This window comes from Flavobacteriales bacterium (genome assembly GCA_013001705.1).
In the GTDB taxonomy this organism is placed as follows: Bacteria; Bacteroidota; Bacteroidia; order Flavobacteriales_D; family JABDKJ01; genus JABDLZ01.
The window spans coordinates 1-11,210 of record JABDLZ010000275.1; the positions used below are offsets into that span (position 1 = coordinate 1).

The 11,210-nt window shown below is 48.2% G+C and carries 14 protein-coding genes; 2 read left to right on the forward strand and 12 right to left on the reverse strand.

Annotation, left to right across the window (positions count from 1 at the left end):
* On the reverse strand, positions 1 to 442 hold a 442-nt coding region (locus HKN79_11020; GenBank protein ID NNC84097.1), incomplete at its 3' end, for a hypothetical protein.
* Between the two features lie 272 nt (positions 443 to 714).
* Here HKN79_11020 and HKN79_11025 point away from each other — a divergent pair.
* Complete coding sequence (locus HKN79_11025; GenBank protein NNC84098.1) at positions 715 to 1,554, forward strand: hypothetical protein; 840 nt, start codon at positions 715 to 717, stop codon at positions 1,552 to 1,554.
* Between the two features lie 73 nt (positions 1,555 to 1,627).
* Here HKN79_11025 and HKN79_11030 read toward each other — a convergent pair whose 3' ends face one another.
* From HKN79_11030 to HKN79_11080, 11 genes are all read right to left on the reverse strand, one after another.
* A complete protein-coding gene (locus tag HKN79_11030; GenBank protein ID NNC84099.1) occupies positions 1,628 to 2,152 on the reverse strand; it encodes a hypothetical protein in 525 nt (174 codons plus the stop codon).
* A 5-nt stretch (positions 2,153 to 2,157) separates the two neighbouring features.
* Positions 2,158 to 3,102: a DUF3078 domain-containing protein gene (locus tag HKN79_11035; protein NNC84100.1), complete on the reverse strand. Its 945-nt coding sequence runs from the start codon at positions 3,100 to 3,102 to the stop codon at positions 2,158 to 2,160.
* Positions 3,103 to 3,147: 45 nt separating this feature from the next.
* Entirely contained in the window at positions 3,148 to 3,972 is an 825-nt protein-coding gene (locus tag HKN79_11040; GenBank protein ID NNC84101.1) for a mechanosensitive ion channel, read from the reverse strand.
* Positions 3,969 to 4,175, reverse strand: coding sequence for a hypothetical protein (locus tag HKN79_11045; protein NNC84102.1), 207 nt, complete (start codon positions 4,173 to 4,175; stop codon positions 3,969 to 3,971). The genes HKN79_11040 and HKN79_11045 overlap by 4 nt, the downstream gene beginning before the upstream one ends.
* The gene (locus HKN79_11050; GenBank protein ID NNC84103.1) at positions 4,172 to 4,735 is read right to left on the reverse strand and encodes an RNA polymerase sigma factor; all 564 of its coding nucleotides are present in this window, start codon (positions 4,733 to 4,735) and stop codon (positions 4,172 to 4,174) included. The genes HKN79_11045 and HKN79_11050 overlap by 4 nt, the downstream gene beginning before the upstream one ends.
* Before the next feature lie 90 nt (positions 4,736 to 4,825).
* Positions 4,826 to 5,959, reverse strand: coding sequence for a hypothetical protein (locus tag HKN79_11055; protein ID NNC84104.1), 1,134 nt, complete (start codon positions 5,957 to 5,959; stop codon positions 4,826 to 4,828).
* 152 nt (positions 5,960 to 6,111) lie between these two features.
* Positions 6,112 to 7,173 carry an AMP-binding protein gene (locus tag HKN79_11060; GenBank protein ID NNC84105.1) on the reverse strand — a complete coding sequence of 354 codons (1,062 nt, stop codon included), beginning with the start codon at positions 7,171 to 7,173 and terminating at the stop codon, positions 6,112 to 6,114.
* The gene (locus HKN79_11065; GenBank protein ID NNC84106.1) at positions 7,163 to 8,137 is read right to left on the reverse strand and encodes an o-succinylbenzoate synthase; all 975 of its coding nucleotides are present in this window, start codon (positions 8,135 to 8,137) and stop codon (positions 7,163 to 7,165) included. Before HKN79_11065 ends, HKN79_11060 begins: the two co-directional genes overlap by 11 nt.
* 67 nt (positions 8,138 to 8,204) lie before the next feature.
* Positions 8,205 to 9,125, reverse strand: a complete 921-nt coding sequence (gene menA / locus HKN79_11070; protein NNC84107.1) for a 1,4-dihydroxy-2-naphthoate octaprenyltransferase — start codon at positions 9,123 to 9,125, stop codon at positions 8,205 to 8,207.
* The gene (locus HKN79_11075; GenBank protein ID NNC84108.1) at positions 9,112 to 9,543 is read right to left on the reverse strand and encodes a TerB family tellurite resistance protein; all 432 of its coding nucleotides are present in this window, start codon (positions 9,541 to 9,543) and stop codon (positions 9,112 to 9,114) included. Before HKN79_11075 ends, menA begins: the two co-directional genes overlap by 14 nt.
* A 12-nt stretch (positions 9,544 to 9,555) precedes the next feature.
* On the reverse strand, positions 9,556 to 10,437 hold the full coding sequence (locus tag HKN79_11080; protein ID NNC84109.1) for a polyphosphate kinase 2 family protein: 882 nt from the start codon (positions 10,435 to 10,437) through the stop codon (positions 9,556 to 9,558).
* 68 nt (positions 10,438 to 10,505) lie between these two features.
* Here HKN79_11080 and HKN79_11085 point away from each other — a divergent pair.
* Positions 10,506 to 11,210, forward strand: a 705-nt coding sequence (locus tag HKN79_11085; GenBank protein ID NNC84110.1) for an FMN-binding glutamate synthase family protein, incomplete at its 3' end; no start/stop codon positions are given.

Consider the following 11,210-nt stretch of genomic DNA (forward strand, 5'->3'; position numbering starts at 1 on the left):
TGGGGGGTGGGGGCATGTCTTTGTAGACCTTGGCCAGTTCGGCCTGATACATCTGTTCCACCCGTTCTTCAGCGGTCAATTCAGGTTCTTTCGATTGCTCTTCCACTGGATTTTCGACCTCCTCTTCTTGAGGTTCTTCTTCCACATACAGGTCCATGGCGAGTCGCACATCTTCGATCATGACCGGTGGGTATACGTTTAGCGGTCTACGCTCACCAGCTTCTTCAAAACGGTCGATGGCCTGCTCGAATTCGTTGTTCTCAAAGAACTCGACTCCTTGAGTCATAAGCGTTTGGAACACTTGATCGGTCTCGGATGCTATTTGCTCCTCTTCAGCGATCTTGGTGCGTTTAGTAGCTGAGTATTTGGAAAGATCGACCTGTGCTGGGCTGGCCAGAAAAGCCATACCTAGGACGCTTGTAAAGAGAATTTTCTGATACATGCCTTTCATTATACAATTAGCTTGCCGTTCCGTTCAAAATTATCGTCTCGAATCGCTCGAGGCCAATAATCACAGGCCTTTTAGATGAATCCGGCTCCTACAGGGTCGAAAAGGCCGAGTTGTGCTGCATACTGCCTTGGATTGTACCCGGATATTTCTGCATTCGTGCCTTGATGGCGGGGTTTGGTCGAATAGTCCCTGATAGGGATAATCTTCCAGCATGGATCACGTCATATCTATGAACTGATTCGATGAACCATTTAATACGCGAAATGATGAAATATACAGCGATACTGGGGGTGATGATTGCCCTGATACTTAGCTCATGTAGCAATGAGGAGGTAGAACAACTACAAGGAGTCAACGAGCAACTGAAAGAGCAGATGCGACAAAAAGAATTGGCGATCGAGGACCTGGTCGGTGGCTTGGAGAGCATACAGATGGACTTACGGGACATTACTCAAAGGGAGCAATTGCTGGACGGCCTGACCGTAGGCGATTCGGATCTCTCGGATTCACCGCAGCAATCCATCATCGATGATATCGCTTTGGTGGATGGTCTGATCAAAAAGAACCAGGAGAAGATCCAATCCCTAGAGTTGAAGTTGAAGACATCCAATGGTCAGTTGTACGAGTTCGAGCGTCTCGTGGCCAATCTGAAGATGGATCTCTTGGACCGTCAGAAAGAGATAGAGGATTTCAAGGTACGGCTGGTAGAACTGGAAGAAGGTTATGCCGATCTACTGGACGAATACAATGAGCAGCTACTTATTAGCTCCATGCAGGATTCCGAGTTGCACAAGGCCTATTTCGCCTACGGTAGCAAACGTGAATTGGAGGAGATGCATGTGGCTGAGAAGCAGGGAGGAGTTCTCGGACTCGGATCCACTTGGAAGCTCAAGGATGACTTCAATAAAGAATATTTCACTGAATTGGATATACGCGAAGTGCAACGCCTGCCTTTGGAATCCGATGATGTGGAACTGATCTCAGCGCATCCTACAGAGAGCTATGAACTGATCATGGATGGCAAGCAGTACAAGGAGATATTCATCACTGATCCGGGTGAATTCTGGTCAGGGACCCGCTATCTAGCGGTTGCCGTCAAGTGAGATAGACTCGCAGTCTGATAAAAGAAAAGGGGCCGCGTGGCCCCTTTTCTGTTCCTAGGATATTCTGAGCGAATCACTTCTCGCTTTTCTCCTTCATCTCACTTTTCTCCTTCATCTCGATCTTCTCCTTCGTCTCCATCTTCTCCTTCATCTCGTGCTGTTTGCGCTCTTCTGCGCGTTGAGCAGCTGCCTCTTTGTACCTCTCGAGTTGTTCTTTGGTCAGAACGGACATGACTTTACGTTCGCGTACCATTTCGAGCATCTTGCGCTCTTTGGTATAGTCCTCGAGTTGGCCTTTGGTCTGGTCCCTTTCAGAAGGAGTCATCTCCTTCATATTCTCACCATACTTCACCTTGAGATCTTTTGTTTCCTTGTCAAGGGACATGTTGCGCTCAGCGCTTTCTGCATAGATCTCGGTGATGGCTTGTACTTGCTCGGGAGTGAGATCATACGTCTTGGCCAAATGCTCTACTTCCGGATGGGTTTCAGAGACCTCGGCCTTTTTTTCATCTTGGGCCATCGTATTGACTGCGAATGTCATCAAGGCGATACCGAAGATGGTTCTTATCGTATTCTTCATCTTGTCTATATTATTCATCAATATTACAACGTATATGCGAATCCGATGCCGAAAATCTGACGGAACTGTGTGCGAGGACCGACATCACCGTCTTCATCCACAATTTTGATATCGTGGTCATAAAGAACCGTAGTGCCTAGGGTAACGTTGATGTAGTCATTGACTTTCATTCCGATGAGGGCATCCCAATTGACATCGATGTAGGTTGGGTTCTCATAATTCGAGAAGAGATCCAACATAGTAGAGAACTTCACATTCTCCATGATATCTGTGGTGTAGCTGGATTTCAGATATCCTCCGAATTCTGATCGGCTGTTGGAACCCTCTTCGACTACGAAGAATCCGTCTTCTTCCGTATATCCTACCACCCCTGGGTCTACACCGAAAGCTCCTCCTGCGGCCAATACATCGTCATTGACGATGGTGAATTTGGCTGTTACCGGAGAGATGAATACAGTGAACTTGTCATTGGGTTTGTAGTCCAGACCCAAAGAAGCCAGCACATAGGCTGGAGCCAACAGGTCAGAGATGACATAGCGCTCAGTACTTCCATCTGACAATTCTACTTCACTTCCCAATCCCTCTGTGAACTGGGTTCTGAAATTGGCCAAAGCACTGTAATACCACTTCGGGTTCCAAGCTTCTCTACCATACTTCGATGATAGGTCGATGCGGTCATCGGTCTTCTGCACGTCTCCATCATCTCCTTGCTTGAGGAGTCCATAGCCCAGAGACAGCGTGTTGTCCCAAGTATTCTTGCCTTCCTTCATATTGGCAAAAAGGTTGAGGGCTGCATTTCCTGAAATGGAGCTGAATCCTCCAGCAGCCCAATTGGTCAAGCTGACTTGCGAGAGATTGATAGCGACCAGACCACCGGTCTTCCAGGTGGTGTCTTGCGCTGCTTCTTGGGCCCAAACCCCAGAAGTGAATAGTATGGCACATGCGATTGTAAGTGCTCTTTGTTTCATAGATCCTGTTTTAAAATTGCTGATTTGTATTTGATAAGCTTCTTGTCAGTGGAGGACCTCTACGACATTCTCCACTAGATGTTTCATGGGGATGACAGTCTGTTTCCCCTCGTGTTCTAAAGTGATGGATAGACTATCCATTTCTTTGATCACTCCTTCTATACCGTTGACCCGTATCCGCGTACCTATTCTGAACTTGTCCTTGCGATAGAAGGTCGAGAGCATATTGGCCATGATATCTTTTGATGCCACGCCATAGCTGATGCCGAATGCCAACAACATAGCACCGAAGATGAGTGTGACATTGGAAGTGATGATACTGGTATCCACTCCGGTCTGATTGATGGCGGTGATGGCAATGAATATGAAGAGCACGTAGTACACGATATTACTGATCACCCGCGCACCCTTCAGGCCGATAGAATCGGTCGCATTGTAGACCAGGTTCTTGATCATATTGGCGATGAACATCCCGAATATGAGAATGACCAGTGCTATGAGCAATTGAGGAATGTAGGATAGGATAGCAGCGATTCCTTCAGATAGAATGGACATATTGATGACCTCTGCTATAGTGAGCAAGAATATGAGCATGATCATCCAATAGGCTACTGAACCGATGAATCCAGCTGTACTGGAGATCCCGATTCCTGACAGGGTAGGGCTCAATTCCAAACGGTCCATGGCATCATCTAGTTTGATGAGCTTGAGGGCCTTTACGATAAGCTTCTTTACCAATTTGGATACCATCCAACCTACCAGGAGTAAGATGATGACAAGGATGAGTTTGGGCAATGCACTCGCAAAGCCATCGAGTATCATCTCCAAAGATCGGGTCAGAGCTTCTTTGAGTTCGTTCAATAGATTCATCGGTCTTCGTTGTTAGGGTTGTCTTTCTTGGTGTCCAGGTCGATCTTCATCTTGTTGAGGGCTACAGCGGTAGTGTCCGCCACAAAGAGCTGTACAAACCTCAGCATGAGCACCACATTGTCAATGCTGCCCATCAATTCCCCTCTGACAGACTCGGGAGCCTGTTCTGTGGGTTCGATTATTTTGAATGGGTTGCCGCTCATATCAGGTCCTCTGCAAATAGTTCTTGATAGTTTTCCAGTGCACTTGCTTTTGCTCTCTTTATCCTCATTTTCACCGCGCTCTCACTCAATTCCAGCATTCCCATGATCTCCTTGATCGAGAATCCATCCTGATACTTCATCAGCAGAATGGCCTTTTCATTGGGACTGATTCGATCCAATACGCTTCCCAAGCGTTCGGCATGCATGGACATGAGTTCGCGTTCATTTTTTTCATCGTCCTTATCACTTATATCCCACCTTTCATCGATGTCTTCAGTCCTCCGCTTCCTCTTGCTGCGAGCATAGTCCACGCAATAGTTGTACGTGATACTGTACAGCCAGGTCGAGAATGAGGACCGACCGGAGAACCTGGACAAACTGGTGAATGTCTTCAAGAAAACATCGTGTAGCAGATCTTTAGCCTCGTCTTGATCTTTGGAGAATGAGATACACTTGTGGTAGACCTTGGTCTTGTATCGCTCGTATAATTCTCCAAAGAGCTCATGCTCATTGGTCTCTACTATTTTCCTGACGATATCCTCGTCCGATTCTTTAGCCAATCTTGTTGAATAATGGTCCGATCACGATCAATCGATCTTGAGACGGGCAATCACATATTAAGTCACATCTAATTTGCTCTGAAAGGAGCGTCAATCGATCCGGATGGCCACATTCTTAGAAAAACCGGATGTTGATAATGTAGCTTGGTATTCTCCGGTGTTCAGAAAGGATAGGTCGAGGTCCATGGTCAGGTCCTCATACAAGGGGTTGATCTCGAACTTCTTGACCATGGTGCTGTCCAGAGAAGTGATGATCAGTTCCAACGGTTTGCGATAGAGATCCTTGATCTGAAGACGGAATGTCCCTATCAGGTCTTCACGTGCATCGAGTGCAAATCGACCCAGGCTCTCTTCTCCTTCAGGCGGGAGCACAACGAATCGAGCGGTCTCTTGACAGTTCTTCCTGTCCCGCACTTTGACTGAATACGTGCCACGTTGCAAATGGGTCCGCTTCAGACCTTCTGTACCATCATCCCACTCACACTGATATGGAGGTGTACCTCCTCTCAAGGCCAGTGAGATATATCCATCTCCACCCTCCAACTCGTTGGATACTGTGCTCTGGATGCGTATATGATGTTTGATCCCGACTTCGAAAGCGTACTCTTCATACTCCTTGGATTCGATGAATGACCGAAGTACTTGAAATTGCGGTTGACCGCTCAATTGCTCGGTCTTTCGCTGATAGATCTTGACTATGATCTCTTCTTGATCATGTGCACTCCGGGGAAAATTGAGCATGTAATAGATGTGCTTACGGCCCGCAGCATCTTCCATCACCTTTTGATGGAATTGTTGGGATGAAGACCATGTGACTCCTCCATCTATGCTGTATTCTGCTTTCAGATAATAATTGAGATGGTTGATCTCACGATCCAAGCGCATGTATAAGCTCAATTCCTTGCGACCCGTGCTCGAGAATACGAATCGAGAGATCCCCTCGAATCCCATAAGGGTGGTGTCTTGGAATTCTCCGATCGGAATTTCATCCATCTGCACGTCCACCTTCCGGATACGGTACTGGCCCGGACATAATTCCTCCAGAACGGCCTCGTTCATCGGATGATACTTGCCATCGGATTCTGACATCCAATAGAAGTAGCGTTCAGGTAGATACCGGAAAGTGATCAGCTCGGCAGATCCATCACATATCTCTTCGCAACTGGTGTCGATCACCCGTATGAGATCCTGCTGACCATGGATCTGGCCTGACCACATAGCCATGCACAAAGTGACTAATGAGATATAGGTCTTAAGACCGTTCATCGGAGTGCAGCTATGCCAATACTGAGCCAAAGAGAATACATCTCACAATTTTCGACATTGTGACCCACAGAGACGGGTGTGTCACTTATCCTTTTTCCAACCATTCGGTGTTATAAGTCCAGGTCTATAGGCTGTATCCCTGAGATATCGATCAGCCGAAGGATCTTTCCAGAAGCCGTTCGAGGGAAGCGTTTGATCGAGAACACCTCACGAGGTCTCTTGGCTCCAAGACCTTGAATGACTGATCGGAGTTCGGGTGATAATGGTCCTACCTGTTCGGATTCTATCGTCAGAACTACCTTTTCACCCAGCACTGGATCGGGAATGCTATGGATGATGAATGGATGAGGTATGTATTGTGCCAATGCAGACTCTATCTCTTCTGGATGGACCTTCAATCCACCGGAATTGATCACGTGGTCGATACGCCCTCTCCAAATGAAACGCTGTGCATCCAAGAGTTCTACCACGTCACGGGTCTGAATGACCGTATCATCCATAAAGGGGATACGAATGGCAAGAGCATGCTGATCATCGGTCGAGAACTCTACTCCGGGGAGGCCTCTGAAATACCTAGCACGCTCATCCCCATTGAGCGCACGCAGAGCGATATGGCTTGCGGTCTCTGTCATTCCATAGGTACTGTAGATAGAAGTCTTTGCTTCTCTGATCCGGGATTCCAGTAGGGCTGAGACGGGTGCTCCACCGATGATCAAACAGTGTATACGTTCTAGCACATTTCCTCTATCCAGTAGAGACGTTACTTGAGGAGGCGTCATCGCTGCAAAGTCGAATTTTCCTTGGGCCGGGAGTTCGGGATCCATGGAGGGCTGGATGGGATAGATGTCCATACCTAGTACCATCGCGCGAACGAGCATCATGAGCCCTCCAATGAATTGCACAGGCAAACAGAGTAGAGCGCTCTGACCTTGAGCCAAGTCAAGTCTTTTTGCAGTCGCTCGGGCCGAGTGCATCATCCAGTCTTTCTTCAAGGCAATGCTCTTTGGCTCTCCGGTCGAACCGGAAGTCTTCAGGTGCATGACTTCAGCATCCGAGCTCCATCGCTCTATCTGCAAGATGATCTGCTGATGAAAAGCATCGGTCGATCCTGCGTGATCTTTCAGCCATTCCTGATAGGGCCGACCCGATATCTTGAAGGAATCATCGATCATGTAAGGGGCTATAGTCCCACACCTGGGATCGGTCATAGGCTATCTGTCCATGCTTGACGCTGAGCGGGGAGGGAATGTTGTTCAGATATAAACTTCCGGTGCCTAATCCCTGAGGTAGCACTAGGTCCTTGGTCCCACACCACTGCGCGATAGCGTTGAGTCCGATATTGGATTCCAAGGCAGAAGTGGCCCACCATCCCGCATCTATGGACTCAGCAAGCTCTATCCATCGATCGGCCACTTGGAACCCTCCGATCAAGGAGGGCTTAAGAATCAAGTACTGGGGGGAGATATGCTGGACCATCCTAGCTTGATGAGTAGGGTCGGTAATTCCGATCAATTCCTCATCCAAAGCAATGGGTAGCACCCCTTCTTGGCAGAGTCGGGCCATTTCATCCCACTGTCCGCGAGCAATAGGCTGCTCAATAGAGTGAATCTCCAAGTCGGCCAATCGCGGGAGGAGTTCTGCAGCTTCCTTCGGACTGAATGCGCCATTTGCGTCCACCCGGATCTCTATCTGGGAAGAATCGAATCGTTTGCGGAGTGACTTCAACAGAGCGAGTTCTTTTTCCACGTCTATGGCCCCGATCTTCATCTTAATACAATCGAATCCATCTTCCAGTCTGGCTTCTATTTGGGACTGCATGGAGGCAGCATCGGCCATCCATATGAGGCCATTGATGGGTATGGGTCTCCCTTTTCTGAATTCACTGGAATAGACCATTGAAGGGTCTTCGTTTTCCAGACAGTTCAAGAGCATCTCCCAACCACAGCGTATACTGGGCCAGTCATGCAAAGAACCAAGATCCAATGCATCATTCTCAAAGGCAACAAGTGATTCTGCCAGGACTGAACGGTAGCCTTCCCTGTCATCTATACTCAATCCTGCAAGCAGACCGCATTCACCATAGTAGTCTTGACCTTGATGTGAGACCTCGATGATCCAGCTTGTTTTTTCCGTCATCACCCCACGTGATGTTCCTGCTTGGAATTTGAATCGGAGGATATAGGGATACGCTCTTGCCTTCACGTCAAAGGATTTGTGCGATGAACAACAAGACAGACATGAAGAAAGTGCTCAAGGCTACTTTTTTGAGTTCTGGATCCAAGTCCCTACTCGTCTCCACTTTGAATACCTGTATGACATGAAGCAGAAGAACAGGGCTGATCACTAGATACAAGAAATCCAGAGGACTCTCATAGCTCAGAATAGAGTAGATGATCATGCTGATCAAGCCAAAGCTGATCAAGCACGCATGGTAGATCTTGGACGTGTATGCTCCCAACCGAACGGCCATGGTGGTCTTTCCCTTATGGCGGTCGTCCTTGGCATCTCGCATGTTGTTCAAATTGAGCACGGCCGCACTCAAAAATCCCATACTGGATGCTGGCAGTACGTGTAGTGTGAGGGGTATGCTCTTCAAGTGCAGGTAGGAGCTACCTAGTACTCCGAGCAATCCGAAGAAGATGAATACGGCCAGATCACCCCAACCTGCGTAACCATACGGATTTTGACCTGCTGTGTAACGTATCGCAGCCCAAATGGCCAATAGACCGAAGCAGATGAATAGGAATCCGCTGAGGCTCAGCAATATTCCGCTGCAGTAAAGAAGAACAAGACCGCTTACCAGACAGGTGATTGCAAGGATGACAATGGCGCTTCGCATCTGAAGGACACTGATGCGCCCACTTTGCATAGAGCGCATGGGACCGAGCCGGGTCTCATCGTCCGTACCATGCGTGAAGTCTCCGAAATCATTGGCCCAGTTCGATAGGATTTGTAGAAGGATGGTGGTCCAGATGGTAAGGATGAAGATCGGCAAGGAGAAGTTTTCGGGGTGATGGTCGATGACCAAGGCTGCTCCAGTGATGATGGTACTCAGTGCCAAGGGTAAGGTGCGTAGACGTGAAGCATGCACCCAATCTGCCAGAGTTGGCTCAGACCTGCTCACTCAGCATGGCTTCGATGACCCCATTCCGATCCATCCCTTGTAGGATATAGTGCTGAATACGGTTGACCAGGTAAGGAAGATCTGTGTCCTTGTATCCCAGACCTACACCACACTTGTATAGCACCTTCATCTCTCGAGCATCGATCTCTCCATCCACCATCACCATCCGTACGAGATCCACCAAGCGTTCTCTCCGTTCCTGCAGACTGACCGGTGGATTGATGGGATATTTCTCCGGATTACTGAGGATGTCTGCCTTTTGGTCATCTCGTAGACCTAGGAAATCTCCCATACGGTCCAGCATCTCTTTCTCCACTTCACTGATGAATCCATCGGCCTTGGCAATGAGCACTAGGTTGCGAAAGGCGCCTTTATGCTCCTTCATCTCACCTGATTCGAAAAGTTCTGCCAATGACATTGCTAGAATGGTTTATTTCGATTTCACTTTTTCATTCTCGAGGATCTTTCGGGCCTCCTCGATCTCCTGTATCTGTTTGGCTGTGACCTCTGGATATTCCAGATCCATCTCCTGCATGGTGGACATCACGATCCTACTTACCGTTGCTCGCATGTAGTCTTTGTCATCTGCAGGTATGGCATACCAAGGCGCATGGGGTTTACTGGTATTCTTGATCGCATCTGAATAGGCATCCATATAACTGGGCCAAAGTTGACGCTCCTCCAGGTCTCCCATGCTGAATTTCCAATGTTTCTCCGGTCGGGTCATACGTGACAGGAAACGCTTCTCCTGTTCTTCTCTGCTCACATTCAAGAAGAACTTGATGATCGTATATCCGTTCTCATGCAGATGGCGCTCGAAATCATTTATCTGGCGGTACCTCCTCTGATAGAATTCCGGATAGATATCAGATACATTGTAGACATCCGGCAGATTCTGATAGGTGATATACTCCGGATGTACCTTGCACACGAGCACTTCTTCATAGTGCGAGCGGTTGAAGACCCCTATCTTACCTCTCATGGGTAGTTGGCGACTGATCCTCCATAGATAATCATGGGCTAGTTCGCGAGAAGTCGGTTGCTTGAAGCTGCTCACCAAGAATCCCTGTGGATTCATTCCACTGAATACAGCACGTATGGTACTGTCCTTACCAGCTGCATCCATGGCTTGGAAGACGATCAATAGGCTGTGACGTGCATGCCCATAGAGTCTCTGTTGGAGTTCATCGAGTACTTTGCCTTGTTTCTTAAGGAGTTCCTTGCTCTCCGATTTCTCCATAGACACATGGGTTGCTAGTGATGTGACGTGAAAATCAGGTCCGGGGTCGACTATTCGATGTATATCATCCATGTTCTATGTGACTAGTGCTGCAAAGTAATAATTTCACACACCTGAATAAAACAGGAATGACGCTGTCGATGGTATGGGTGATCGGAGTCTTGGGGATTCCTTGGTGGGTATGGATCATAGTTATCCTTCTCATAGTGGCGATTCGCGATATCTTCTTCAATCGCCATCACACGATCTCCCATAATTTTCCAGTGGTCGGCCATTTCCGCTACATGTTGGAGAATATCGGCCCAGAACTACGCCAGTACATAGTGGCCAACAATCGGGAAGAATTACCCTTCAATCGCAGTCAAAGGGCCTGGATCTATTCATCCGCCAAGAAGGAGAACAATTATCAGGGATTCGGTACGGATCAGAATCAGTCCGAGCCGAATTTCGTCCTGATCAAACCGGCCTTGTACCCTTTTCGCCTGCAAGAAGGGCATCCGGTGTACAAGGAGAAGGATTTCCTTCCTTCTGCCAAGGTGATCGGACTGAGACATGGTCGGAAAAGACCCTATCGACCGAGGAGCATTATCAATATCGGGGCAATGAGTTACGGTTCCTTGTCCAAAACGGCCATCACCGCTTTGAATCAAGGCTCTTCCCTAGCAGGAAATTATCACAATACCGGAGAAGGGGGGCTCAGCCCATACCATGCCCTCGGAGCAGATGTATGTTTTCAGTTCGGTACAGGATATTTCGGTGTGCGGGATGAGCAGGGAAACTTCTCTATGGACAAGATGAAGGATCTGGTGACGCGATATCCTCAGATACGAATGATCGAGCTCAAG

Excerpts from the sequence above, each read along its gene's own strand:
- HKN79_11025 (NNC84098.1), top strand. The coding sequence starts at position 715 with ATGATGAAATATACAGCGATACTGGGGGTGATGATTGCCCTGATACTT.
- HKN79_11030 (NNC84099.1), bottom strand. The coding sequence starts at position 2,152 with ATGAATAATATAGACAAGATGAAGAATACGATAAGAACCATCTTCGGT.
- HKN79_11035 (NNC84100.1), bottom strand. The coding sequence starts at position 3,102 with ATGAAACAAAGAGCACTTACAATCGCATGTGCCATACTATTCACTTCT.
- HKN79_11040 (NNC84101.1), bottom strand. The coding sequence starts at position 3,972 with ATGAATCTATTGAACGAACTCAAAGAAGCTCTGACCCGATCTTTGGAG.
- HKN79_11045 (NNC84102.1), bottom strand. The coding sequence starts at position 4,175 with ATGAGCGGCAACCCATTCAAAATAATCGAACCCACAGAACAGGCTCCC.
- HKN79_11055 (NNC84104.1), bottom strand. The coding sequence starts at position 5,959 with ATGGCTATGTGGTCAGGCCAGATCCATGGTCAGCAGGATCTCATACGG.
- HKN79_11060 (NNC84105.1), bottom strand. The coding sequence starts at position 7,173 with ATGATCGATGATTCCTTCAAGATATCGGGTCGGCCCTATCAGGAATGG.
- HKN79_11065 (NNC84106.1), bottom strand. The coding sequence starts at position 8,137 with ATGACGGAAAAAACAAGCTGGATCATCGAGGTCTCACATCAAGGTCAA.
- HKN79_11075 (NNC84108.1), bottom strand. The coding sequence starts at position 9,543 with ATGTCATTGGCAGAACTTTTCGAATCAGGTGAGATGAAGGAGCATAAA.
- HKN79_11080 (NNC84109.1), bottom strand. The coding sequence starts at position 10,437 with ATGGATGATATACATCGAATAGTCGACCCCGGACCTGATTTTCACGTC.